19 protein-coding genes and 1 pseudogene are annotated in these 24,346 nt (G+C 68.6%); 16 read left to right on the top strand and 4 right to left on the bottom strand.

Annotation, left to right across the window (positions count from 1 at the left end; all coding sequences use genetic code 11):
- Positions 1-211: 211 nt before the first annotated feature.
- The 6 genes from pyk to BG90_RS04070 all read left to right on the top strand — a co-directional run bounded on the left by pyk (position 212) and on the right by BG90_RS04070 (position 6,880).
- Positions 212-1,648, top strand: a complete 1,437-nt coding sequence (pyk, locus tag BG90_RS04095) for a pyruvate kinase (protein ID WP_010101899.1) — start codon at positions 212-214, stop codon at positions 1,646-1,648.
- A 272-nt stretch (positions 1,649-1,920) separates the two neighbouring features.
- On the top strand, positions 1,921-2,985 hold the full coding sequence (gene fba / locus BG90_RS04090) for a class II fructose-bisphosphate aldolase (protein WP_010101900.1): 1,065 nt from the start codon (positions 1,921-1,923) through the stop codon (positions 2,983-2,985).
- Positions 2,986-3,123: 138 nt separating this feature from the next.
- Complete coding sequence (locus tag BG90_RS04085; protein ID WP_010101901.1) at positions 3,124-4,014, top strand: phosphoribosylaminoimidazolesuccinocarboxamide synthase; 891 nt, start codon at positions 3,124-3,126, stop codon at positions 4,012-4,014.
- Between the two features lie 35 nt (positions 4,015-4,049).
- Positions 4,050-4,568: a 5-(carboxyamino)imidazole ribonucleotide mutase gene (purE, locus tag BG90_RS04080; RefSeq protein ID WP_010101902.1), complete on the top strand. Its 519-nt coding sequence runs from the start codon at positions 4,050-4,052 to the stop codon at positions 4,566-4,568.
- A gap of 78 nt (positions 4,569-4,646) precedes the next feature.
- A complete protein-coding gene (locus BG90_RS04075) occupies positions 4,647-5,843 on the top strand; it encodes a 5-(carboxyamino)imidazole ribonucleotide synthase (protein ID WP_010101903.1) in 1,197 nt (398 codons plus the stop codon).
- Positions 5,844-5,854: 11 nt separating this feature from the next.
- Positions 5,855-6,880, top strand: a complete 1,026-nt coding sequence (locus BG90_RS04070; protein ID WP_010114201.1) for an L-threonylcarbamoyladenylate synthase — start codon at positions 5,855-5,857, stop codon at positions 6,878-6,880.
- A 216-nt stretch (positions 6,881-7,096) separates the two neighbouring features.
- On the opposite strand, the gene BG90_RS04065 is transcribed toward BG90_RS04070, so the two are convergent.
- The 3 genes from BG90_RS04065 to dacB all read right to left on the bottom strand — a co-directional run bounded on the left by BG90_RS04065 (position 7,097) and on the right by dacB (position 11,354).
- Positions 7,097-8,236: an SGNH/GDSL hydrolase family protein gene (locus BG90_RS04065; RefSeq protein WP_010114207.1), complete on the bottom strand. Its 1,140-nt coding sequence runs from the start codon at positions 8,234-8,236 to the stop codon at positions 7,097-7,099.
- Positions 8,237-8,343: 107 nt separating this feature from the next.
- On the bottom strand, positions 8,344-9,261 hold the full coding sequence (locus BG90_RS04060) for a sterol desaturase family protein (RefSeq protein WP_010114209.1): 918 nt from the start codon (positions 9,259-9,261) through the stop codon (positions 8,344-8,346).
- Between the two features lie 548 nt (positions 9,262-9,809).
- Positions 9,810-11,354, bottom strand: coding sequence for a D-alanyl-D-alanine carboxypeptidase/D-alanyl-D-alanine endopeptidase (gene dacB / locus BG90_RS04050; RefSeq protein ID WP_045568283.1), 1,545 nt, complete (start codon positions 11,352-11,354; stop codon positions 9,810-9,812).
- A gap of 175 nt (positions 11,355-11,529) precedes the next feature.
- Between dacB and BG90_RS04045 the strand changes: the two genes are divergently transcribed.
- The 6 genes from BG90_RS04045 to BG90_RS04020 all read left to right on the top strand — a co-directional run bounded on the left by BG90_RS04045 (position 11,530) and on the right by BG90_RS04020 (position 17,074).
- The gene (locus BG90_RS04045; protein WP_010101916.1) at positions 11,530-12,192 is read left to right on the top strand and encodes a response regulator; all 663 of its coding nucleotides are present in this window, start codon (positions 11,530-11,532) and stop codon (positions 12,190-12,192) included.
- A 3-nt stretch (positions 12,193-12,195) separates the two neighbouring features.
- Complete coding sequence (locus BG90_RS04040) at positions 12,196-13,512, top strand: ATP-binding protein (protein WP_010114218.1); 1,317 nt, start codon at positions 12,196-12,198, stop codon at positions 13,510-13,512.
- Between the two features lie 272 nt (positions 13,513-13,784).
- Entirely contained in the window at positions 13,785-15,269 is a 1,485-nt protein-coding gene (locus BG90_RS04035) for a DegQ family serine endoprotease (protein ID WP_025989679.1), read from the top strand.
- 138 nt (positions 15,270-15,407) lie between these two features.
- The gene (locus BG90_RS04030; RefSeq protein WP_010101921.1) at positions 15,408-15,830 is read left to right on the top strand and encodes a carboxypeptidase-like regulatory domain-containing protein; all 423 of its coding nucleotides are present in this window, start codon (positions 15,408-15,410) and stop codon (positions 15,828-15,830) included.
- Positions 15,831-15,958: 128 nt separating this feature from the next.
- The gene (locus tag BG90_RS04025) at positions 15,959-16,318 is read left to right on the top strand and encodes a DUF427 domain-containing protein (RefSeq protein WP_010114220.1); all 360 of its coding nucleotides are present in this window, start codon (positions 15,959-15,961) and stop codon (positions 16,316-16,318) included.
- 27 nt (positions 16,319-16,345) lie between these two features.
- The gene (locus BG90_RS04020; protein WP_010114221.1) at positions 16,346-17,074 is read left to right on the top strand and encodes an SRPBCC family protein; all 729 of its coding nucleotides are present in this window, start codon (positions 16,346-16,348) and stop codon (positions 17,072-17,074) included.
- A 161-nt stretch (positions 17,075-17,235) separates the two neighbouring features.
- Here the strand turns inward: BG90_RS04020 and bpeR are convergent, their stop codons facing one another.
- On the bottom strand, positions 17,236-17,871 hold the full coding sequence (gene bpeR, locus BG90_RS04015) for a TetR family transcriptional regulator BpeR (RefSeq protein ID WP_010101926.1): 636 nt from the start codon (positions 17,869-17,871) through the stop codon (positions 17,236-17,238).
- Between the two features lie 248 nt (positions 17,872-18,119).
- Here bpeR and BG90_RS37170 point away from each other — a divergent pair.
- From BG90_RS37170 to BG90_RS04000, 4 genes and pseudogenes are all read left to right on the top strand, one after another.
- A pseudogene (locus tag BG90_RS37170) lies at positions 18,120-18,258 on the top strand (chemotaxis protein); the annotation flags it as partial.
- 19 nt (positions 18,259-18,277) lie between these two features.
- Positions 18,278-19,549: an efflux RND transporter periplasmic adaptor subunit gene (locus BG90_RS04010; RefSeq protein ID WP_038802487.1), complete on the top strand. Its 1,272-nt coding sequence runs from the start codon at positions 18,278-18,280 to the stop codon at positions 19,547-19,549.
- 15 nt (positions 19,550-19,564) lie between these two features.
- On the top strand, positions 19,565-22,765 hold the full coding sequence (gene bpeB, locus BG90_RS04005; protein WP_010114226.1) for an efflux RND transporter permease BpeB: 3,201 nt from the start codon (positions 19,565-19,567) through the stop codon (positions 22,763-22,765).
- A gap of 3 nt (positions 22,766-22,768) precedes the next feature.
- Complete coding sequence (locus tag BG90_RS04000; protein WP_045568056.1) at positions 22,769-24,313, top strand: efflux transporter outer membrane subunit; 1,545 nt, start codon at positions 22,769-22,771, stop codon at positions 24,311-24,313.
- The last annotated feature ends 33 nt before the right edge of the window (positions 24,314-24,346 follow it).

Genomic DNA, 24,346 nt, shown 5'->3' with positions numbered 1-24,346 from the left:
CGGCCGATCGCCGGGCGGGCCGCGCGAGCGGTCCCGCCGAACCCGATACGACGACGCGGCGCCGGCTGCCAATGCCGGCGCCCGCGGACAAAGCGACGCCGGGCGCAGCACGCACCGGCGCGCGTTCCGGAGCGGCGGCGGCTGGGCCGCGCGGCTTTCGGCTCTCGCGGCGGTACATCCAGCGCTTTCACTCAGTCAAACGAGGAGATTCATGCATCGCGCCACCAAGATAGTCGCCACGATCGGTCCGGCATCCAGCTCGCCGGAGGTCCTGTTGCAGATGATGCACGCGGGTCTCGACGTCGTGCGGCTCAATTTCTCGCACGGCACCGCCGACGATCACCGCGAACGCGCCGAGATGGTCCGCGAGGCCGCGCGCCGGGTCGGCCGGGAAATCGCGATCATGGCGGACCTGCAGGGGCCGAAGATCCGCGTCGGCAGGTTCGAGGCGGGCAAGACGACGCTCGCGCCCGGCCAGTCGTTCATCCTCGACGCGACGTGCGAGCTCGGCAACGACGAGCGGGTCGGCCTCGACTACAAGGATCTGCCGCGCGACCTGAAGCCGGGCGACGTGCTGCTCCTGAACGACGGCCTCATCGTGCTGAAGGTCGACCGCGTGCTCGGCGACGAGATCCACACGACCGTCAAGGTGGGCGGCGACCTGTCGAACAACAAGGGGATCAACCGGCAGGGCGGCGGGCTGTCGGCGCCCGCGCTGACCGCGAAGGACATGGAGGACATCCGCACCGCGATGTCGCTCGGCGCGGATCTCGTCGCCGTGTCGTTCCCGAAGAACGCGACCGACATGGAGATGGCGCGCCAGCTCGCGAACATCGCGGGCGCGCCTTACGGCATCAAGCCGAAGATGATCGCGAAGATCGAGCGCGCCGAGGCGATTCCGGCGCTGCAGGAGATCCTCGACGCGTCGGACGGCATCATGGTCGCGCGCGGCGACCTGGCCGTCGAGGTCGGCAACGCGGCGGTGCCCGCGCTGCAGAAGCGGATGATCCGGATGGCGCGCGAATCGAACAAGCTGGTGATCACCGCGACGCAGATGATGGAGTCGATGATCCACGCGCCCGTGCCGACCCGCGCGGAGGTGTCGGACGTCGCGAACGCGGTGCTCGACGGCACCGACGCCGTGATGCTGTCCGCCGAGACCGCGACGGGCAAGTACCCGACCGTCACGATCGAGGCGATGGCGGCCGTCTGCGTCGAGGCGGAGAAATCCGAGCACGTCGAGCTCGACAAGGATTTCCTCGACCGCACGTTCACGCGGATCGATCAGTCGATCGCGATGGGCGCGCTTTTCACCGCGTACCACCTGGGCGCGAAGGCGATCGTCGCGCTGACCGAATCGGGCGCGACGGCGCTCTGGATGTCGCGCCACTACACGCACGTGCCGATCTTCGCGCTGACGCCGCGGGTCGGCAGCGAGCGCGCGATGGCCCTCTTCCGCAACGTGACGCCGCTGCACGTCGACTTCGACAGCGACCGCGATTCCGCGCTGCAGCAGGCGCTCGAGCTGATCGTGCGGCGCGGCTACGTCGCGCACGGCGACATGGTCGTGCTGACGGTCGGCGAGCCGATGGGGCAGGCGGGCGGCACGAACACGCTGAAGATCGTGCGCGTCGGCGAGCACTACTGATACCGGGCCGGGAGCAGCACGCCCGCCGGGCATGCCGCTTGCGCCCGGAGCGAGCCGCGTGGGGTCGGATGCCCCCGCGGCTTTTTTTGCTTGAAGGCGATCTGAAAGACGTAACAAATTGCCAGCGAATCCGCCATTTGGTCTGAATCGGAGGCGCTTCGCGATAAAATGCGGCTATTCGACGCTCGGCCGCGCCGGTCCTCCCGTCTTCCGTCGGGGCGGGCCGTAAGACGCCGCGTAGGGCGCAAGGTTTTCATTCAAGGAGTACCACAATGCCTCTCGTATCAATGCGTCAACTGCTGGATCACGCGGCGGAAAACGGCTACGGCCTGCCCGCATTCAACGTGAACAACCTGGAGCAGGTGCAGGCGATCATGGCGGCCGCCGACGAAGTCGGCGCGCCCGTGATCATGCAGGCGTCGGCCGGCGCCCGGAAGTACGCGGGCGAGCCGTTCCTGCGCCACCTGATCGAAGCGGCGGTCGAGTCGTACCCGCACATTCCCGTCGTGATGCATCAGGATCACGGTCAGTCGCCGGCGGTGTGTCTGACGGCGATCCGCAGCGGCTTCACGAGCGTGATGATGGACGGCTCGCTGCAGGCCGACGGCAAGACGGTCGCATCGTACGAATACAACGTCGACGTGTCGCGCAAGGTCGTCGAGATGGCGCACTCGATCGGCGTGACGGTCGAGGCCGAGCTCGGCGTGCTCGGCTCGCTCGAGACGATGAAGGGCGACAAGGAAGACGGCCACGGCGCGGAAGGCACGATGACCCGCGAGCAGCTGCTGACGGACCCCGAGCAGGCCGCCGACTTCGTGAAGCTCACGCAGTGCGACGCGCTCGCGATCGCGATCGGCACGTCGCACGGCGCGTACAAGTTCACGAAGAAGCCGACGGGCGACATCCTGTCGATCGAGCGCATCAAGGAAATCCACGCGCGCATTCCGAACACGCACCTCGTGATGCACGGTTCGTCGTCGGTGCCGCAGGACCTGCTCGCGGAAATCCGCGAGTTCGGCGGCGACATGAAGGAAACCTACGGCGTGCCCGTCGAGGAGATCCAGGAAGGCATCAAGCACGGCGTGCGCAAGGTCAACATCGACACCGACCTGCGTCTCGCGATCACGGGCGCGATCCGCCGCTACATGTTCGAGAATCCGTCGAAGTTCGACCCGCGCGACTACCTGAAGCCCGCGCGCGAAGCGGCGAAGAAGATCTGCGTCGCGCGCTATCTGGCGTTCGGCTGCGAAGGCCAGGCGGCGAAGATCAAGCCGGTTGCGCTCGACAAGATGGCCGAGAAGTACAAGGCCGGCGACCTCGCGCAAGTGGTGCGTTAAATGGTGCCGCGCGGCCGGACGGGAGAGGGCGCCGCCCCTCGCCGCCCGGCCGCGGGCAGGTTGCAAGACCGCCGTTCCCGCGTGCCGACGGGAACGGCGTTTCCCTTTTTGTTTGGCTCTTAATTCTGCGAAAAGACGATGTCTACCCTTTACGAATCCACGCTGCGCTCGCTGCCGCTCCTCGGTCGCGGCAAGGTCCGCGACAACTACGCGGTCGGCAACGACAAGCTCCTGATCGTCACGACCGATCGCCTGTCGGCGTTCGACGTCATCATGGGCGAGCCGATTCCGAACAAGGGGCGCGTCCTGAACCAGATGGCGAACTTCTGGTTCGACAAGCTCGCGCACATCGTCCCGAACCACCTGACGGGCGTCGCGCCGGAGACGGTCGTCGCGGCTGACGAGGTCGAGCAGGTGAAGGGGCGCGGCGTCGTCGTCAAGCGTCTCGAGCCGATCCTCGTCGAGGCGGTCGTGCGCGGCTATCTCGCGGGCAGCGGCTGGAAGGACTACCAGGCGACGGGCAAGGTGTGCGGCGTCGAGCTGCCGGCCGGCCTCTCGAACGCGCAGAAGCTCCCCGAGCCGATCTTCACGCCCGCGGCCAAGGCCGAGATGGGCCATCACGACGAGAACATCTCGTTCGAGGAAACCGAGCGCCGCATCGGCACCGAGCTCGCCGCGACGATCCGCGACATCTCGATCAAGCTGTACAGGGAAGCCGCCGACTACGCGGCGACGCGCGGCATCATCATCGCCGACACCAAGTTCGAGTTCGGCCTCGACGAGCACGGCAAGCTGTTCCTGATGGACGAGGCGCTGACGGCCGACTCGTCGCGCTTCTGGCCTGCCGACGAGTACCAGGTCGGCACGAACCCGCCGTCGTTCGACAAGCAGTTCGTCCGCGACTGGCTCGAGGCGCAGGACTGGAACAAGGAGCCGCCCGCGCCGAAGCTGCCCGACGACGTGATCGCGAAGACGAGCGCGAAGTACCAGGAAGCGCTCGAGCGCATCACGGGCAAGACGCTCGACTGATCATCGTTCGATTCACCGAAACAAGGAAGCGCACGATGAGCGAAGTCCAGACCGCCCACACGCACAGCGCGCCGCTCGTCGGCGTGCTGATGGGTTCCAGTTCCGATTGGGACGTGATGAAGCATGCCGTCGCGATCCTGCAGGCGTTCGACGTGCCTTACGAGGCGAAGGTCGTCTCAGCGCACCGGATGCCCGACGAGATGTTCGACTACGCGGAGAAGGCGCGCGAGCGCGGCCTGCGCGCGATCATCGCGGGCGCGGGCGGCGCGGCGCACCTGCCCGGCATGCTGGCCGCGAAGACGACGGTGCCCGTGCTCGGCGTGCCGGTCGCGAGCAAGTACCTGAAGGGCGTCGATTCGCTGCATTCGATCGTCCAGATGCCGAAGGGCGTGCCGGTCGCGACGTTCGCGATCGGCGAGGCGGGCGCGGCGAACGCGGCGCTGTTCGCGGTGTCGATCCTGTCCGGCACGTCGACCGACTACGCGAACCGGCTCGCCGCGTTCCGCGTGCGCCAGAACGAAGCCGCGCACGCGATGGTGCTCCCGCCGCTGTGAGGCCGCCGCGCAGCCGCCGGCGATCTCGATCGTCCTGACCGCGGCGGGCGCAGCCGCCCGCCGCCACCGACCCTAGACATGACTGCACTCCCCACCCCGATTTTCCCGATCCTGCCCGGCGCCTGGCTCGGCATGGTCGGCGGCGGCCAGCTCGGCCGCATGTTCTGTTTTGCCGCGCAGGCGATGGGCTATCGCGTCGCCGTGCTCGATCCCGATCCGACGAGCCCGGCGGGCGCCGTCGCCGACAAGCATCTGCGCGCCGCGTACGACGACGAGGCCGCGCTCGCCGAGCTCGCGCAAGTGTGCGACGCCGTATCGACCGAGTTCGAGAACGTGCCCGCCGCGAGCCTCGATTTCCTCGCGCAATCGACGTTCGTCGCGCCCGCCGGCCGTTGCGTCGCGATCGCGCAGGACCGGATCGCCGAGAAGCGCTTCATCGCGGCGTCCGGCGTGCCCGTCGCGCCGCACGTCGTGATCGAGTCGGCCGCGCAGCTCGCGGCGCTCGCCGACGCCGAGCTCGCCGCGGTGCTGCCCGGCATCCTGAAGACCGCGCGCCTCGGCTACGACGGCAAGGGGCAGGTGCGCATCGCGAACGTGCAGGAAGCGCGCGACGCGTATGCGTCGCTGGGCGGCGTGCCGTGCGTGCTCGAACAGCGCCTGCCGCTCAAGTACGAGGTGTCGGCGCTGATCGCGCGCGGCGCGAACGGCGAGTCCGCCGTATTCCCGCTCGCGCAGAACGCGCATCACGGCGGCATCCTGTCGCTGACCGTCGTGCCCGCGCCCGCGGCGAGCGACGCGCTCATGCGCGAAGCGCAGCAGGCGGCCGTGCGGATCGCCGATTCGCTCGATTACGTCGGCGTGCTGTGCGTCGAGTTCTTCGTGCTCGAAGACGGCTCGCTCGTCGCGAACGAAATGGCGCCGCGGCCGCACAACTCCGGCCACTACACGGTCGACGCGTGCGAGACGAGCCAGTTCGAGCAGCAGGTTCGCGCGATGACGCGGCTGCCGCTCGGCAGCACGCGCCAGCATTCGCCCGCCGCGATGCTCAACGTGCTCGGCGACGTGTGGTTCGCGAACGGCGCGTCGAACGAATCGGTCACGCCGCCGTGGGACCAGGTCGCCGCGATGCCGACCGCGCGGCTGCATCTGTACGGCAAGGAGGAGGCGCGCGCCGGCCGCAAGATGGGCCACGTGAACTTCACCGCGGCGACGCTCGACGATGCGGTCGCGGGCGCGACCGCGTGCGCGCGGCTGCTGCGCATTCCGCTCGACTGACGGGACGCACGATGTCGAACGATCGACCGTTCCCGAGCGCCGCGCAAATCGACGAAGCGGCCGCGCTGCTCGACGCGGGCGAGCTCGTCGCGTTTCCGACCGAGACCGTCTACGGCCTCGGCGGCGATGCGCAGAGTCCGGCCGCCGTCGCGCGCATCTACGCGGCGAAAGGGCGTCCGGCGAACCATCCGGTGATCGTCCACCTCGCGCCGGGCAGTGATCCGGGCTATTGGGTCGATGAACTGCCCGCCGATGCGAAGAAGTTGATCGACGCGTTCTGGCCGGGGCCGCTCACGCTGATCCTGAAGCGCGCCGCGCACATTCCGGACGCGGTGAGCGGCGGGCAGGAATCGGTCGGGCTGCGCTGCCCGTCGCATCCGGTCGCGCAGGCGCTGTTGCGCGCGTTCGATGCGCGCCGCGGCGGGCACGGCGGCGTCGCCGCGCCGTCCGCGAACCGCTTCGGCCACGTGAGCCCGACGACCGCGCAGCACGTGCGCGACGAGTTCGGCGATTCCGTCCACGTGCTCGACGGCGGCGCGTCCGACGTCGGGATCGAGTCGACGATCCTCGATCTGTCGCGCGGCTTTCCGGCGCTGCTGCGCCCCGGCCGCGTGACGCCGCAGCAGATCGCCGACGTGCTCGGCGTCGCGCCGCGCCTGCCCGACGGCGGTGATGCGACCGCGCCGCGCGCGTCCGGCACGCTGAAAGCGCATTACGCACCGCGCACGCCGCTCGCGCTCGCACCGTTCGAGCGGCTCGAGCGGCTCCTGTCGGCCGCGCGCGACGCGGGCGAGCGGATCGCGCTCGTCGCGCGCGCGTCGCGCGCCGGCGCGTGGGCGCACACGGACGGCGTGCATTTCGTCGCGGCGCCCGAGGATCCGCTGGTTTACGCACGCGAGCTCTACGGGCTGCTGCGCGCGCTCGATCGTGCGCAGGTCGCGCGCATCCTCGTCGAGAAGCTGCCGGATACGGCGGAGTGGATCGCTGTGAACGATCGGCTAGGCCGCGCGGCGGCCGCGTTCGAAGCGCACGAATGAACGGCGCGCGTTCGGGCGGTTGACAGGCGGAAACGACGCGGCTTCGTTACGCTCTTGTCGTCGAAGCGCCGAAGCGCCGAATCATTCGAAAACACCCGATCCCGATGAGAAACGCCCGGTTCGCATCACGCGAACCGGGCGTTTTCATTTGAAGCGTGGATCGTCGTCGAGCCGCGGACGGCGGGCAGGGCGAATCCGAGCCCGCCGCCCGCCGGCTTACTTGCCGACGCCCGTCTTCGCGATCTGCTGCTCGACGTACTGCGCGAACAGCGCGTGCAGATGCGTCGTCGGGTGGACCGTATCGGCGAACATGTAGGTCTGGTCGGCGTTCGCGACCGTGTACATCTGCGGCGAGCAGAACAGCGACGAGCCGAACGCGGTCGGGTTCGACACGCCCGACTTCGTCGCGGCGGCGATCATCGACTGCAGGTTGCATGCGGTGCCCGTGTTCGACACCGAGAAGCCGTTCGCCTGGTAGCTCGCGGTGATGCCGTCCTGCCACGTGAACGCGTCGATCAGCACGGCCTTCGTCGGATCGACGTTGAGCGCCTTCAGCGCCGCGGCGAGCGTGCTGTTGAAGACCGTCGAAAGCTGCGTGAGCGCGGCCTGCTGGCCCGTCGACACCGCGAGCGGCGTGCCGCCGATGTCCGGCACGTTCGACACGAACACGTGCGTCGCGCCCGCGGCGACGATCTGCTGGACGATCCCCGCGAGCTGCTGCGCGGCGAGGCCGATCTGCTGCGCGGCGGCGAGCTGCGCGGCCGGCGTGTTGCCCGACGCCTGCGCGACCTGCACCTGATAGAAGATGTCGTTCGCGCCGCCGTTGACGAGCACGATCTGGTTCGCGTTGAAGCTGCCGTGCTGCTGCAGGTATTGCTGAACCTGCGTCGCGACGGGCACGGTCGTCGCTTGTGCGTAGTCGGCGTTCGCGACGCTCGGATCGGCGTGGCCGATGCCCGGCTGCTGCGTGACGCGCGAGCCGCCCTGCGCGTAGCCCAGGCCGCCCGCCGCCTGCAGCGGCACGCCGAAGCCGCCTTCGAACGCGGGCGTGAGCGTGCCGCCGTAATACGCGGCGACGTCCTGCGTCCACACCTGGCCCGGGTTCGTCGTGAAGCGGCCGCCGCCGAAGCCGATCAGGATTTGCGGCGAGTAGGTGCCGGTGTCCGACAGGCTGTCGCCGAACGACACGACCTGCATGTTCACGCCGGCGCTCGGCTGCGACGAGCCGTTGTCGTCGCCGCCGCCGCATGCGGCGAGGATGGCGAACGCGGCACTCGCGAGAGCGACTTGCGCGCCGCGCCACAGACGGCGGCGTGCGGTGCGGGCGGGTTGTTGTTGTCGTTGCAGCTGATTCATGCGGGTCTCTCCTCGTAGATATGCTTGTGTTGCATGGCCTGCGCCGTGCCGCGGCGCGCGGCGGCGCGGCACGGCGCGATGGTTGTGAATCCGTGTCTCGCGTCTCGTTATCGTTCGCGCCGCGCGGCGGCGAGCGCGGGCGGCTCGTGCGGCTGCGCGCGCGCGTTCGCAACCCGAGCATGATAAGCGCTCGCCCATTCGGGCGGACCGAAAACCGCACGCAGCTTGTTTCGCCAGCCTTCGACGCCGAACGCGTCGACGGCCATCGACCGCCATTCGTGGAACGTCGCGACGAGCGGGTTGTTCGAGTCGAGCGGCTCGACGATTCCGTATTCGGGCGGATCGCGCGGGTCCTCTTCGACGAAGCTGCCGAACAGGCGGTCCCAGATCACGAGCACGCCAGCGTAGTTGCGGTCGATGTAGCGCGGATTGCGCGCGTGGTGCGCGCGATGGATCGACGGCGTGTTCAGCACGTACTCGAGCCAGCCGAGCTTCGGGATCGTCTGCGTGTGGACGAAGAACTGGAATGCGAGGTTGATGAGCACGATGCCGACGATCTGCTGAGGCGGAAAGCCGAGGAACGCGAGCGGCAGCCAGAACGCCCACATGCCGGCGATCGGGTACATCAGGCTTTGCCGCATCGCGGTAGAGAAATTCAGGCGTTCGGACGAATGGTGGACGACGTGCGCGGCCCACAGCCAGCGCACGCGATGGCTGCAGCGGTGGAACACGTAATAGAGCAGGTCCTGCGCGACGAACAGCACGGCGAACGACACCCAGGTGCTGTCCCACGTGAAGAGCCGGTAATGCGTGTAGCAGTACGCATAGATCGGAATCACGAAGATCCACGCGACCTTGTCCGCGCCCTGGTGCATCAGCGCGAGCGCCGCGTTGCACAGCGTGTCGCGCAGGTTGTAGACGTGCTCGCCGGGGCGCGTGCGCGCGAGGTGCCACGCTTCCCAGCCGATGCAGAGCAGGAAGACGGGCGCGAGCGCGAGTAGAAGCAATTCGACGTTGAATTGCATGAGTGTCTCCCCCTTGTTGTGGCCCGAGCGATGCGGCGCGTGCGGCGTGCGGCCCGCGTGCTCGGCTCGGTGACGTCAATTGCAGCTAAAAGGGTACGCAATCGGCGTATCGGGTGCGAGAGTGTTTCGTAGAGGGAGTCTTCGACGGGCGGGGGCGCGGGACGGCGGGCGGGGCTGTCGCGTCGCGGCGGTGGGCGAAAACGCACGGTTGCGGGCGGCCTTCGGGTGAGCGCGACTGGGAAACGGCGAGGGAAACGGCGAGGGAAACGGCGAGGGAAACGGCGAGGGAAACGGCGAGGGAAACGGCGAGGGAAACGGCGAGGGAAACGGCGAGGGAAACGGCGAGGGAAACGGCGAGGGAAACGGCGAGGGAAACGGCGAGGGAAACGGCGAGGGAAACGGCGAGGGAAACGGCGAGGGAAACGGCGAGGGAAACGGCGAGGGAAACGGCGAGGGAAACGGCGAGGGAAACGGCGAGGGCGGAATCGGTTCCGGCCGGCTCGCGGCGGCGCGCCACGCGTGCCGCCGCGATTCGGGCGCCGATCGGATCAGCGCGGCCCCTCGTACACCCATTCGAGCAGCGCGTCATGCGCGGCGCGCGCGGCCGATGCGCGATCGTCGTTGATGAAGCTGACGACGACATAGCTCGATCCATCCGCCGACGCGACGTAACCCGCGATCGCGCGCACGTCGCGCAGCGTGCCTGTCTTGATGTGCGCGTTGCCGCCGACGGGCGCGCTCGTCAGCCGGTTCTTCATCGTGCCGTCGACGCCCGCGATCGGCAGCGAATCGACGAACGCCTGCGCGATGGGGCTCGCGTTCGCCGCCTGCAGCATGTCGGCGAGCGACAGCGCGCTCACGCGCTCGTCGCGCGACAGCCCGGAACCGTTCTCGAGCGCGAGCCCTTCGGTCGGCAGTCCGTTGTGCGCGAGAAACGCGCGGATCGTATCCGCCGATTGCGCGGGCGTCGCGGGCGGCCGGTGCTCGACCGCGCCGATCGTGAGGAACAGGTTGCGCGCCATCACGTTGTTGCTGAACTTGTTGATGTCGTGCACGACGCTCGACAGCACCGGGCCGTGGTGCGCCGCAACGAGCCGCGCGCGCCCCGGCACCTTGCCTTCGGCGATCGTGCCGGAGAACGCGCCGCCCGTCTGGCGCCACAGCGCGAGGAAGCCGCGCGCGAAGAACGCGGAGTGGTCCAGCACGGCGAGATTGGTCGTCGTCGGGCCGCAGCGCAGCGGGTAGTCGCCGGCGAACGAAGCGGTGAGGTCGCCGTTCGCGCCGGTCATGAGCGCGGGCCGCGCGGCCGCCGCCGCGGCGCCGCACGAGCCTGCGCCTTCGACGAGCTGGTTGTCGACGTTCAGGTTCGCGAGCGGCGGCACGACGTCGATCGCGACCGCGCCGTTGTCGGTCGGCGTCACCGTGAACGACAGCGCCTTGAATGCATAGAGGAGCGGGTCGGGGCCGACGTTGTACGGCGCGGTCGCGTCGTCGTCGAGCGGCGGCAGGTCGCGCGTCTCGGGCGCGAAGAAGGTCTTGTCGAGCACGAGCGCGCCGTCGACGTTGACGATGCCCGCGCGGCGGATCTTGTTGACGAGGTCGATCAGCTCCTCCGGCACGAGCTTCGGATCGCCCGTGCCCTTCACGTACAGCGTGCCGTGCAGCGTGCCGTTCTCGTCGACGGCGCCGTCCGCGTACGCGCTCGTGCGCCAGCGATAGTCGGCGCCGAGCATCGACAGCCCGGCGTAGGTCGTGACGAGCTTCATCGTCGATGCGGGCTGCATCGGCCGGCTCGCGTTCCACGCGACGACGGGCGTCCGGTCGCCGATCCGCTCGATGACGACGCTCAGGTTCGACGCCGGCACGCGCGCGCGCTGCAGCGCGGCGAGCACCGACCCCGGCAGCACGTTGCGCGCGGTCGAGACCGCGGCCGGGTAGCGCGGAGGCTTCTTGCGGGCGTCGGCGGGCGCGGCGAACGCGAGCGCGAAGCACGCGGCGACGAGCGCCGCGCAGCGCAGGACGGCGCGCGGCGCGCGGGCGGCGGGGCGTGTCGGGCGAGGCGAAGCGGCGATGCAGGGGGCGTTGTGATTCATCGACGAATGCGGAACGAAAGGCGACGTGAGCAATTGACTTGCGCGCGGCGGCGCAAGCCGGACATTGTAGAGAAAATGGCGCGCGCAGCGTTGAAATCGGCCGAAGGTCCGCTCGCGCACGAGGCGGCGCTACAATGTCCGCCATCTCGAACGCATGCGACGGACGTTTTTCAGGATGCGGATATTGCTAGTCGAAGACGATCGGATGATCGCCGAAGGGGTGCGCAAGGCGCTGAAGGCCGACGGCTGCGCGGTCGATTGGGTGCAGGACGGCGAAGCCGCGCTGACCGCGCTGGGCGGCGAGGCGTACGACCTGCTGCTGCTCGATCTCGGGCTGCCGAAGCGCGACGGCATCGACGTGCTGCGCACGCTGCGCGCGCGCGGGCTCGCGCTGCCCGTGCTGATCCTGACCGCGCGCGACGCGGTCGCCGATCGCGTGAAGGGCCTCGACGCGGGCGCGGACGACTATCTCGTGAAGCCGTTCGATCTCGACGAGCTCGCCGCGCGGATGCGCGCGCTGATCCGCCGCCAGTCGGGGCGCAGCGAGTCGATGATCCGCCACGGCGCGCTGACGCTCGATCCGGCGTCGCACCAGGTGACGCTCGACGGCGCGCCCGTCGCGCTGTCCGCACGCGAATTCGCGCTGCTCGAGGCGCTGCTCGCGCGTCCGGGCGCGGTGCTGTCGAAGAGCCAGCTCGAAGAAAAGATGTACGGCTGGGGTGAGGAGATCGGCAGCAACACCGTCGAAGTCTATATCCACGCGCTGCGCAAGAAGCTCGGCTCGGACCTGATCCGCAACGTCCGCGGCCTGGGCTACATGGTCGTGAAGGAAGCGTAGCGCGTGAGGTCGATTCGCCATCAATTGCTGATCTGGCTGCTCGCGATCGTCGTGGCCGGGGTGGGGCTCGCCGGCTGGATGATCTATCGGCAGGCGCTCGCCGCCGCGAACGAGCTGTTCGACTACCAGTTGCAGCAGATCGCGGCCGCGCTGCCGTCCGAACCGTTCTCGCAGGTGCTCGGCTCGCAGACGAACGGCGACGAAGGGATCGTGATCCAGATCTGGAACCGCAACGGCGTGCTGATGTACTTCTCGCATCCGCGCGCGCCGATCGCGCCGCGCGCCGAGCTCGGCTTCTCGACCGAGCGCACCGAGCGCGGCGCATGGCGCGTGTACGGCGCGATCGTCGGCGACAACGTCGTGCAGCTCGCGCAGCCGCTGTCGGTGCGCAACCGGCTCGCCGCGAGCGTCGCGCTGCGCACGTTGTGGCCGCTCATCGTGCTGCTGCCGTTCCTCGGCGCGGCCGTCTGGATGATCGTCGGGCGCGGGCTCGCGCCGCTGCAGCGCGTGACCCGCGCGGTCGAGACGCGCCGGCCCGAGGCGCTCGATCCGCTGCCCGACTGGCCGCTGCCGCTCGAAGTGCGCCCGCTCGTGCGCGCGCTGAACGGGCTGCTCGCGCGGCTGTCCGCCGCGCTCGACACGCAAAAGGCGTTCGTCGCGGACGCCGCGCACGAGCTGCGCACGCCGCTCGCCGCCGTGCAGATCCAGGCGCAGCTCGTCGCGCGCGCGCAGGACGACGCGTCGCGGCGCGAGGCGATCGTCGATCTGCAGAGCGGCGTCACCCGCGCGACGCGTCTCGCCGAGCAACTGCTCGCGCTCGCGCGCGCGGAGCCGGGCGACGCGACGGTGCGCGAGCGCGTCGATCTGCGCGCGATCGTCGAGGAATGCGTCGCCTCGCACGCGCCGATCGCGCAGCGGCGCAACATCGATCTCGGCTTCGAGGAAGTCGAGGACGCGGCCGTGGTCGCCGATCCCGCCGCGCTGCGCGTGATGTTCAACAATCTGCTCGACAACGCCGTGAAGTACACGCCGGAGGGCGGGCGCATCGACGTGTCGCTCACGCGCGGCGACGGCGCGCGCGCCTGCGTGCGGATCGGCGACAGCGGCCCCGGCATTCCGGCGGGCGAGCGCGAGCGCGTGTTCGACCGCTTCTACCGCGACACGTCCGCGCGGGCGCGCACCGACGTGTCGGGCAGCGGCCTCGGTCTTGCGATCGTCAAGCGGGTGGCGGCGCAGCAGCGCGCGACCGTGACGCTCGGCGAAGCGCCGGCGGGCGGGTTGCTCGTCAGCGTCGCGCTGCCGTGCGCGGCCGAAGCGTGACGGTCGCGCCGGATGCGTGACGGGCGGGCCGCGCATCAGCCGCCTCATTGCCTGTCCTGCCTGCCCGGCGCGCGGCGCGCGGCGCCGCCGGGCCGTGGCCGCCCCCGCCAGTTCGGCCGGGCCGCGGCCGCCGTCCGGCCGATACGCGCGCGGGCCCGACGCGGGCCCCGGATTTGCTCCGTTTTCGTCCGTTTAATGGTTCCCGAAGCCGATTAAGCCTGCTTTAAGACAGGGTCGCTACGCTTCGAACCACTAGACGAGGAGAACGATCGATGACTACCCGAATCCTTGCGCGTGGCGCAGTTGCCGTGGCCGTTGCCGCGGCGTTGTCGGCGGGGTACGTGGCGGGCACCCGTCATGCGGAGCCGCAGATCATCGCGCCGGCCGTCGCCGCGCTGATGCCGGCCGAAGCGGCCGCGAAGACCGGCATTCCCGACTTTTCCGGGCTGGTCGAAACCTACGGGCCTGCCGTCGTGAACATCAGCGCGAAGCACGTCGTGCAGCGCACCGCGCAGCGCCGCGCGGCGCCGCAGTTGCCGATCGACCCGGACGATCCGTTCTACCAGTTCTTCCGACATTTCTACGGGCAGATCCCGGGAATGGGCGGCGGCCAGCAGCAGCCGGACGACCAGCCGAGCACGAGCCTCGGCTCCGGATTCATCATCAGCCCGGACGGGTATATCCTGACTAACGCGCACGTGATCGACGGTGCGAACGTCGTCACCGTGAAGCTCACCGACAAGCGCGAGTACAAGGCAAAGGTCGTCGGCGCGGACAAGCAGTCGGACGTCGCGGTGCTGAAGATCGACGCGTCGAGCCTGCCGACCGTGAGGATCGGCGATCCGGCGCAGAGCAAGGTCGGCCAGTGGGTCGTCGCGATCGGCTCGCCGTACGGGTTCGACAACACGGTCACGTCGGGCATCATCAGCGCGAAGTCGCGCGCGCTGCCCGACGAGAACTACACGCCGTTCATCCAGACCGACGTGCCGGTGAACCCCGGCAACTCGGGCGGTCCGCTCTTCAACCTGAACGGCGAGGTGATCGGCATCAACTCGATGATCTACTCGCAGACGGGCGGCTTCCAGGGCCTGTCGTTCGCGATCCCGATCAACGAGGCGATGAAGGTGAAGGACGAACTCGTGAAGACGGGCCACGTGAGCCGCGGCCGGCTCGGCGTCGCCGTGCAGGGGCTCAACCAGACGCTCGCGAGCTCGTTCGGCCTGCAAAAGCCCGACGGCGCGCTCGTCAGCTCGGTCGATCCGAAGGGGCCGGCGGCGAAGGCGGGGCTGCAGCCGGGCGACGTGATCCTGTCGGTCGACGGCGTGCCGGTGCAGGATTCGACGACGCTGCCCGCGCAGATCGCGAGCATGAAGCCCGGAACGAAGGCCGATCTGCAGGTTTGGCGCGACAAGTCGAAGAAGACCGTGTCGGTGACGCTCGCGTCGCTGACCGACGACCAGGCGAAGGCGGGCGTCGACGAGCCCGTCGAGCAAGGGCGTCTCGGCGTCGCGGTGCGGCCGCTTTCGCCGCGCGAGCGCAACGGCTCGTCGCTCACGCACGGCCTCGTCGTCCAGCAGTCGACGGGCCCCGCCGCGAACGCGGGCATCCAGCCGGGCGACGTGATCCTCGCGGTGAACGGCCGGCCGGTCACGAGCGCGGAGCAATTGCGCGATGCGGTCAAGCGCGCGGGCAACAGCCTTGCGCTGCTGATCCAGCGCGACGACGCCCAGATCTTCGTGCCGGTCGATCTGGGCTGAGCCGGGTATCCCGGCGTGGCGGGCGGGCCGGCGCGGCGGCCTGGCGGCCGCCTCCCGCCGCTTGCCGTCGTCCGTCGCCTTCGCCGGTCGTCCATGGTGGACCTCCGGCGCCCGGCGGACAGATTCAAGGAGCGAGTCATGCGACAGCCAACCGTTTCCAAGTACCTGATCGCTGCGGCGCTGGCCTTCGGCCTCGCGGGCGCCGCGAATGCGCAGCCCGGCTTGCCGGACGTGCAGCATCAAGGCGACGTCAGCTTCGTGTCGGGCGGGGTGGGGCAGGACGAATCCACCGCGTTCCAGCGCAGCGAAAGCAGTTGGCCGCTCGCGCTGCGCTTCACGGGCGCGGGCGGCGAGTATCTCGCCGACGTCCACGTGTCCGTGCTCGATGCGCACGGCGGCGAAGTGCTGAAGACCGACGCGCGCGGCCCCTACATGCTCGTCAGGCTGCAGCCGGGGCGCTACACCGTGCAGGCGAGCTACAACGGCAACGAGCAGACCCATGCGGTCACGGTGCCGGCGAAGGGCGGCGTGAAATCGGCGTTCTCGTGGAAGGCGCAGTGACCCCGCTGCGGCGATGACGCCGCGCAATTTGCGGCGGTTTGGCCGATAATGCGACTATAAGCGGCGTTTCGCCGCGGCCATGCTTATTTCCGGCCGGCGCGTGCGCGCGGCGGCCGCAGGGGAAACCGATGTCCGACGCCGCAGGTCATCGCATCGAAATCGAGCCGAATCGCCATCGCGTTCGCGTGATCCACCAAGGGATCACCTACGCCGATTCGCATGCCGCCTATACGCTGAAGGAAGCGGGCCTGCCCCACGTCCAATATCTGCCGCGCGGCGACGTCAACATGTCGCGGCTTGCGCCGTCCGACCACGTGTCGTACTGCGAGCAAAAGGGGCAGGCGACCTATTTTCATCTGCATACCGAAGAAGGCGTCATCGAGAACGCCGCATGGAGCTACGAGGCGCCGCTGGAGGTCGCGGATGCGATCCGGCAATACATCGCATTCGATGCCGCGTGCGTCGACCGCATCGACGTGACGTCCTGACGCGGCGGTTCATCGGGGGAGGCGATCATGGAACTGAACGACGCGTTGTTCATCCCGCTTGCGCCGTCCGTCGTCCGGGACGCGCTGCAGGATCTCGCGCTCGTGCGCGCGAGCCTCGATCATTGCGAGTCGTTTTCGCGGCTGGCGCGCGGCGAGTACGCGCTCGCGCTGACGGTGCCGCTCGGCCCGCTGCGTGCGCGTTACGACGTCCGCGCGCACGTCGTCAGCGAGCGCAGCGACGAACCGGAGCACACGAGACGCACGTTGAACTTCCGGGCCCGCGCAGATGGCATCGGCGCGCTGCGCGGCCAGATCGACGTCGTGCTCGCGCCGGCCGACGACGCGTCGGACGCCGGCCGCGGCGCCCCCGCGACGCGCATCGAATACGCGGTGTGGGCGACGGCGTCCGGCCCGCTCGCCGAACTGCCGGGCCGCCAGATCCAGAATGCGCTGCACGAGCTCGCGGACGATTTCTTCGCCGAGTTTTGCGCGGTCGTGCAGGCGAAGCACGGGCTCGCGCCGAACCGCGCGCGCGATGGCGCGCCGCAGCGCCAGCACGTGTTCCTGCGGCCCGCGGGATTCAAGGGCGTCGCGCGCCGCGCGCACGCGCAGCACCTGGGCGGCGCGCTGACCGGGCGCGCGGCGAGCGCGCTCCACCATCGCGAATCGAACCCGGTGCCGTTGTGGGCGTGGGCCGCGATGATCTTCTTCGTCGCGCTGCTGCTCTATGCGGCGCGCTGGTTCAACGGCGGCTGAGCCGCGCGGCCCTTGCCGCGACGCCGCTTGCCGGGCAGGGCGCCTCGCCCGGCAAGCCGCATCGCCGGCTTTTCGATTTTCCTTCCGATTCGCCGCCGACTAGCGGCCGTTCATCGCGCGCGTGCCTGGCGCGTGCCTGATCCGGCGGCCGCGCGGCCGGATCAGGCGTCCTTGCGCATCGCGGGGCTCGTGCGCAGCATGTCGAAGCAGCCGTCGACGAGCTTTTCCGCGTGCCGCTCCGCATCGATCTCGCCCGGCAGCATCAGCATGTCGCGCACGAAGCCGCTGACGAGCGTATGCAGCATCAGCGTCGCGCGCCACGTATCGAGATCCGCCGGCAGTTGGCCGTTCGCGACGCCTTGCGCGAGATCCGCTTCGATGTTGCGCAGCGCGTCGCGCATCCCTTCGCGGTTGCGCTGCAGGAGCGGCCCCATGTCCGCGACGTACTCGCACTTCATGAACAGGATGCTGAACACGCGCCGCAGTTGCGGATCGCGCGCGACGCCGAGCAGGCACCAGATCAGGATTTCGCGGATCCGGCCGAGCGGATCGGCGTGCGGCGCGCCCGTGCCGGACTTCAGCTCGTCGATCGGCAGGAGCACGCGGTCGAACATCGCGTCGAAGAGCTCGCTCTTGCTCGCGAAGTGCCAATAGATCGCGCCGCGCGTGACGCCCGCGTGCTGGGCAATGTCGGCGAGCGACGTGTGCGACACGCCTTTTTCGAAGAAGACGTGCTCGGCGGCGTCGAGGATGCGGTCGCGCGTCGCGAGCGCTTCCTCCTTCGTGCGTCTGGCCATTCAGGAGCTCATCGTGTGCAAGGTCGAGGTCATTGCATGAATAATAAGGGTTGTATCATGAGCGCCGCACGCGGGTCGCCCGGTTCGACCTGTTGTAAACCTTGGTAATGTGTAAGAAATTGTGCGGCGCATAAAGGACTTTTACATACATTCGTGAATGTATATACAATGCCAGCTTACGGCCGAATGGCCTTCGAGGCAATCAGTTAATATCCGTCTCTGCTGATTTCCCTCCTCATTGTTGTTCCGCGCGTACCGCGCGGCGGCATCCCGGCACGGCAGTCGCGTGCCGCCGTTGTATCCGCAGTCAAGCAATTCAGTTGTCCGATCCGCGCCGCAAGGCGCGTTCGTGTTGTGTCCCCGAAGGCCGGCACTTATTTCATCTAGTTACAAACGAGGTCGCTCCATGCGCGTCGAACGGGTTCCATACCGCTTAATCACTGTCGCGACGGCTGCCGTTTTCCTGGCCGCGTGCGGAAAAAAAGAATCGGCTCCACCCCCTCAAACGCCGGAAGTCGGCGTCGTCACCGTCCAGCCGCAATCCGTGCCGGTCGTCTCCGAACTGCCGGGCCGCACGAGCGCGTACCTGGTCGCGCAGGTGCGGGCGCGGGTCGACGGCATCGTGTTGCGACGCGAGTTCACGGAAGGCGGCGACGTCAAGGCCGGCCAGCGTCTCTACAAGATCGATCCCGCACCGTACATCGCGACGTTGAACAGCGCGAAGGCGACGCTCGCGAAGGCGCAGGCGAACCTCGCGACGCAGAACGCGCTCGTCGCGCGCTACAAGGTGCTCGTCGCCGCGAACGCGGTCAGCAAGCAGCAGTACGACGACGCGGTCGCCGCGCAAGGGCAGGCGTCCGCCGACGTCGCGTCCGGCAAGGCCGCGGTCGAGACCGCGCAGATCAACCTCGGCTACACCGACGTGGTGTCGCCGATCTCGGGCCGCGTCGGCATCTCGCAGGTCACGCCGGGCGCCTACGTGCAGGCGAGCCAGGCGACGCTGATGTCGACCGTCCAGCAGCTCGATCCGGTGTACGTCGACCTCACGCAGTCGAGCCTCGAAGGCCTGAAGCTGCGTCAGGACATCCAGAGCGGGCGCATCAAGACGGAAGGTCCGGGCGCGGCGAAGGTCACGCTGATCCTCGAAGACGGCAAGCCGTATTCGGAGCCGGGCAAGCTGCAGTTCAGCGACGTGACGGTCGACCAGACGACGGGCTCGGTCACGATCCGCGCGATCTTCCCGAACAAGCAGCGCGTGCTGCTGCCGGGCATGTTCGTGCGCGCGCGCATCGAAGAGGGCGTCAACGACAACGCGTTCCTCGTTCCGCAGATCGGCGTCACGCACGATCCGAAGGGCCAGGCGATCGCGATGATCGTCGACGCGAAGGGCAAGGTCGAGCCGCGCGTTCTCACGACGAGCGGCATGCGAGGCCAGGACTGGGTCGTCGAAGGCGGCCTGCAGGCGGGCGACCGCGTGATCGTGCAGGGCATCGACAAGGTGCGTCCGGGCATGACGGTGAAGACCGCCGCCGCGCAACTGACGGCCGCCGCCGCGTCGCCGGGGGCATCGCCCGCCGGCGCCGCGCCGGCCCAGGCCGCGGCAGCGAGCGCGGCCGCATCGGGCGGCGCGTCGTCGAGCACGGCCGCGAGTGCCGCCGCAGCGTCGAGCGCGCAATAACAGGGGGCCTGTTTCATGGCAAAGTTTTTTATCGATCGCCCGATCTTCGCATGGGTGATCGCCATTATCCTGATGCTGGCCGGTATCGCGGCGATCTTCACGCTGCCGATCTCGCAGTATCCGACGATCGCGCCGCCGTCGATCCAGATCACCGCGAACTACCCGGGCGCTTCCGCGAAGACGGTGGAAGACACGGTGACGCAGGTGATCGAGCAGCAGATGAGCGGCCTCGACAACTTCCTGTACATGTCGTCGACGAGTGACGACTCGGGCAACGCGACCATCACGCTGACGTTCGCGCCGGGCACCAACGCCGACATCGCGCAGGTGCAGGTGCAGAACAAGCTGTCGCTCGCGACGCCGATCCTCCCGCAGGTGGTTCAGCAGCTCGGCCTGTCGGTGACGAAGTCGAGCAGCAGCTTCCTGCTCGTGCTCGCCTTCAACTCCGAAGACGGCAGCATGAACAAGTACGACCTCGCGAACTACGTGGCGTCGCACGTGAAGGACCCGATCAGCCGGATCAACGGCGTCGGCACCGTCACGCTGTTCGGCTCGCAGTACGCGATGCGGATCTGGCTCGACCCGACGCGCCTGACGAACTACGGCCTCACGCCGGTGGACGTCACGACCGCGATCACGCAGCAGAACGTGCAGATCGCGGGCGGCCAGATCGGCGGTACGCCGGCCGTGCCGGGCACCGTGCTGCAGGCGACGATCACCGAGTCGACGCTGCTGCAGACGCCCGAGCAGTTCGGGAACATCCTGCTGAAGGTCAATCAGGACGGCTCGCAGGTGCGCCTGAAGGACGTCGCGAAGATCGGCCTCGGCGGCGAGAACTACAGCTTCGACACGAAGTACAACGGCCAGCCGACCGCGGCGCTGGGCATCCAGCTCGCGACCAACGCGAACGCGCTCGCGACCGCGAAGGCGGTGCGCGCGAAGATCGACGATCTGTCGAAGGACTTCCCGCACGGCCTCGTCGTCAAGTATCCGTACGACACGACGCCGTTCGTGCGCCTGTCGATCGAGGAAGTGGTCAAGACGCTGCTCGAGGGTATCGTCCTTGTGTTCCTCGTGATGTATCTGTTCCTGCAGAACCTGCGGGCGACGATCATCCCGACGATCGCGGTGCCGGTCGTGCTGCTCGGCACGTTTGCGATCATGTCGATGGTGGGCTTCTCGATCAACACGCTATCGATGTTCGGTCTCGTGCTCGCGATCGGTCTATTGGTGGACGATGCGATCGTGGTGGTCGAGAACGTCGAGCGGGTGATGGCGGAAGAAGGGCTATCGCCGAGAGAAGCGACCCGCAAGGCGATGGGGCAGATTACCGGCGCGCTGGTGGGCGTGGCGCTCGTGCTGTCGGCGGTGTTCGTGCCGGTCGCGTTCTCGGGCGGTTCGGTCGGTGCGATCTATCGTCAGTTCTCGCTGACGATCGTGACGGCGATGGTGCTGTCGGTGCTCGTCGCGTTGATTCTGACGCCGGCGCTGTGCGCGACGATCCTCAAGCCGATCCCGCAAGGGCACCACGAGGAGAAGACGGGCTTCTTCGGCTGGTTCAACCGGAACTTCAACGCGAGCCGCGACAAGTATCACGTCGGCGTGCACCACGTGATCAAGCGTTCGGGCCGCTGGCTCATCATCTATCTCGCGGTGATCGTCGCGGTCGGCCTGCTGTTCGTGCGCCTGCCGAAGTCGTTCCTGCCGGATGAGGATCAGGGCCTGATGTTCGTGATCGTACAGACGCCGTCCGGCTCGACGCAGGAAACCACGGCGAAGACGCTCGCGAACATCTCGGACTACCTGCTGAACGACGAGAAGGAGATCGTCGAATCGGCGTTCACGGTTAACGGCTTCAGCTTCGCGGGCCGCGGCCAGAACTCGGGTCTCGTGTTCGTCAGGCTGAAGGACTACGCGCAGCGTCAGCACGCGAACCAGAAGGTGCAGGCGCTGATCGGCCGGATGTTCGGGCGCTACGCGGGCTACAAGGACGCGCTCGTGATTCCGTTCAACCCGCCGTCGATTCCGGAACTCGGCACGGCCGCCGGCTTCGACTTCGAGCTGACCGACAACGCGGGCCACGGCCACGACGCGCTGATGGCGGCGCGTAACCAGTTGCTGATGCTGGCCGCGAAGGATCCGACGCTGCAGGGCGTGCGCCCGAACGGCCTGAATGACACGCCGCAGTACAAGGTGGATATCGATCGCGAGAAGGCGAACGCGCTCGGCGTCACGGCATCGGCGATCGACCAGACGTTCTCGATCGCATGGGCGTCCAGCTACGTGAACAACTTTCTCGACACCGACGGCCGGATCAAGAAGGTGTACGTGCAGTCCGACGCGCCGTTCCGGATGACGCCGGACGACATGAACATCTGGTACGTGCGCAACGGTTCGGGCGGGATGGTGCCGTTCTCGGCGTTCTCGACCGGCCACTGGACCTACGGTTCGCCGAAGCTCGAGCGCTACAACGGCATTTCGGCGATGGAAATCCAGGGCCAGGCCGCGCCGGGCAAGAGTACCGGCCAGGCGATGACGGCGATGGAATCGCTCGCGAAGAAGCTGCCGAACGGCATCGGCTATTCGTGGACGGGGCTGTCGTTCCAGGAAATCCAGTCGGGTTCGCAGGCGCCGATCCTGTACGCGATCTCGATCCTCGTCGTGTTCCTGTGTCTCGCGGCGCTGTACGAGAGCTGGTCGATCCCGTTCTCGGTGATCATGGTCGTGCCGCTCGGCGTGATCGGCGCGCTGCTCGCCGCGACGCTGCGCGGGCTCGAGAACGACGTGTTCTTCCAGGTCGGTCTGTTGACGACCGTCGGTCTGTCCGCGAAGAATGCGATTCTGATCGTCGAGTTCGCGCGTGAGCTGCAGCAGTCGGAGAAGATGGGGCCGATCGAGGCGGCGCTGGAGGCGGCGCGGCTGCGGCTGCGCCCGATTCTGATGACGTCGCTCGCGTTCATTCTCGGCGTGCTGCCGCTCGCGATCAGCAACGGCGCCGGCTCGGCGAGCCAGCACGCGATCGGCACCGGCGTGATCGGCGGGATGATCACCGCGACGTTCCTCGCGATCTTCATGATCCCGATGTTCTTCGTGAAGGTGCGGGCGGTGTTCAGCGGCGAGAAGGAAGATGCCGACGAAGCGCTGCGCCTCGCGCATGAGCACATGCATCGTGACGAAAAGCCGGAGCACGGCGATGACGCTGGCAAGAAGGAATAAGTGATGAAGCGAAAACATGCTTTGACTGCACTCGCAGTCGCACTGCTCGCGACGGGCTGCACGCTCGCGCCGCGCTACGAGCGTCCGGCCGCGCCCGTGTCGGGCGCGTTCCCGACCGACGGCGTCTACGCCGCGCAGCCGGGCGCCGCGTCCGGCGCGCGCAGCGCGAACGGTCAGACGGCCGCCGACATCGGCTGGCGCGAGTTCTTCGTCGATCCGCGCCTGCAGCGGCTGATCGACATCGCGCTGAAAAACAACCGCGACCTGCGCGTGTCGGTGCTGAACGTCGAGGCGTCGCGCGCGCAGTATCAGATCACGCGCGCGGGCCTGTTCCCGACGCTCGACGGCACCGGCACGGGTGCGATCCAGCGCTACCCGTCCGGCGTGTCGACGACGGGCCGGCCGCTCATCTCGCGCGCCTACAACGTCGGCGTGTCCGCGTCGTGGGAGCTCGATCTGTTCGGCCGCGTGCAGAGCCTGAAGGACCAGGCGCTCGCGCAGTACTTCGCGACCGCGCAGGCCCGCAAGGCGGCGGAGATCTCGCTCGTCGCGAGCGTCGCCGACCAGTACCTGGCGCTGCTGTCGACCGACGATCTGCTGCAGGTCACGGAGAACACGCTGAAGACGGCGCGCGCGTCGTACGACCTGACGAAGCTGCAGTTCGACAACGGCACCGGCTCGGAGCTCGATCTGCGCCAGGCGCAGACGGTCGTCGAGACGGCGCTCGCGAACCAGCAGGCGCAGGCGCGTGCGCGCGCGCAGGCGGTCAACGCGCTCGTGCTGCTGGTCGGCGAGCCGCTGCCCGACGATCTGCCGGCCGGCTTGCCGCTGAACGCGCAGAACCTGCTGACCGACATTCCGGCCGGGCTGCCGTCCGATCTGCTCACGCGCCGGCCGGACATCATGCAGGCGGAAGAGACGCTGCGCGCGGCGAACGCGAACATCGGCGCGGCGCGTGCGGCGTTCTTCCCGAAGATCTCGCTGACGGGGGCGTTCGGCACCGCGAGCCCGACGCTGGGCGGGCTCTTCAAGGCCGGCACGGCGGCGTGGTCGTTCGCGCCGAGCATCGCGCTGCCGATCTTCGAGGGCGGGCAGAACATCGCGAACCTCGATCTCGCGCACGTGCAGAAGCGCATCGAGATCGCGAACTACGAGAAGGCGATCCAGAGCGCGTTCCGCGAAGTGTCGGACGGGCTCGCCGCGCGCGGCACGTACGACCAGCAGATCGCGGCGCTCGAGCGCAACGAGCACGCGCAGCAGCGCCGCTACGATCTGTCGGACCTGCGCTACAAGAACGGCGTCGACAGCTACCTGTCGGTGCTGACCGCGCAGACCGATCTGTACTCGGCGCAGCAGCAGCTCATCAGCGCGCGGCTCGCACGCTGGTCGAATCTCGTCGATCTGTATCGCGCGCTCGGCGGCGGCTGGATCGAGCGCGCGGGCGAGACGCCGCGCCCCGCCGACGCACCGGTCGACTACGGCAAGGCGGCGCCTGCGCCGGCGTCGGCTGCGCCCGCCGCTGCGGCTGGCGCGACGACGGCCGGCTGAGCGTTCGCACGCGCCGCGCGGCGGACGAAGGCG

Origin of the sequence: Burkholderia oklahomensis C6786, from assembly GCF_000959365.1 — a bacterium.
GTDB classification, from domain to species: domain Bacteria; phylum Pseudomonadota; class Gammaproteobacteria; order Burkholderiales; family Burkholderiaceae; genus Burkholderia; species Burkholderia oklahomensis.
Note: the sequence above shows the minus strand (reverse complement) of the source record. Positions and strands in the feature narration are given on the sequence as shown.